This window comes from Streptomyces sparsus (assembly GCF_054776295.1).
Map to the genome: position 1 here is coordinate 1 of NZ_BAAHCA010001315.1, position 1,039 is coordinate 1,039.

At 72.6% G+C, this 1,039-nt stretch carries 1 protein-coding gene; it reads right to left on the reverse strand.

Translation table 11 applies throughout. From position 1 onward, the window contains the following. Nucleotides 1-400: 400 nt before the first annotated feature. Nucleotides 401-1,039 (reverse strand): L,D-transpeptidase family protein (locus ACYVE9_RS28135; RefSeq protein ID WP_461030709.1); only part of this gene is annotated, 639 nt, incomplete at its 5' end.

Below are 1,039 nucleotides of genomic sequence, written 5' to 3' on the forward strand. Positions count from 1 at the left end.
CCGGCGGCACCGGCGACCCGACCGGCGGCACCCCTGGCGGCTCCGGCACCCCCGGCGGCCCCGGGCCGACCATGAGCCCCGATCCCGAGCCGTCCCCCACGCTTTCCTGAGCGGAAGCCGACCGGACGTTGCCCCTGTGCCGTCCGGACCCGGCCGGGTGTGACACTTTCCCGCCCCCCGGCGCAGTACAGAGTGAGCCGACTGGTCATCGGCGAGCGCGGCACCCGGGGTTCCCCCCGTACCTACGGGGCCGCGCGATGGCGCGGGCGGGATTCGTTCCCCCGATCCCGCCCGCGCCTCTTCCTCCTCCAGGCTTCGAGCCCCGGGCTTCGGCCCTCGGACCTCAGCCTTCCAGCCTCAGGCCCGGGGCCGTCGCACCTCTCGTGCCACTCTCCGCGGCTCAGCTGTAGACGATCACCTTGTCGCCCGGTCTGACGGCGTCGAAGACCTTCGCGATCTTCTCCTTCTCCCGCACGTTGACGCAGCCGTGGGACGCGCCGCTGTATCCGGCAGCCGCGAAGTCCGCCGAGTAGTGCACGGCCTGCCCGCCGCTGAAGAACATCGCGTACGGCATCGGGGTGTCGTACAGCGTCGAATGGTGGTCGCGGCTCTTGAAGTCGACCTTGAAGGCGCCCTCACGGGTCGGCGTGTACTCCGAACCGAACCGGACGTCCATCGCCGAGACCACGCGGCCGTTCACCATCCACGCCAGCGTCCGGCTCTCCTTGCTGACGCAGAGCACCCGGCCCGTCATGCACCGAGGGTCCGGGGCGGCCACGGGGAGACTCGTCGCCGGACGGAGCTCGCGCGCCGTCGGCTTCCTGGTCTGCGCCCGCAGCGTGCGCCAGGTCGCCGCGTCCGTCGAGCCGGTCACGGGCAGCGCCCGCGCGCCCTGGAAGGACCGCACCGCGGCGGCGGTGACCGAACCGTAGTAGCCCGTCGGATTCCGCTGGAACACCTTCAGCTGCTGCAACCGGGCCTGCACCTCACGGACCGCGTCACCCTCCGAGCCCACCGACAGCACGGGCGCGGCCGGGTC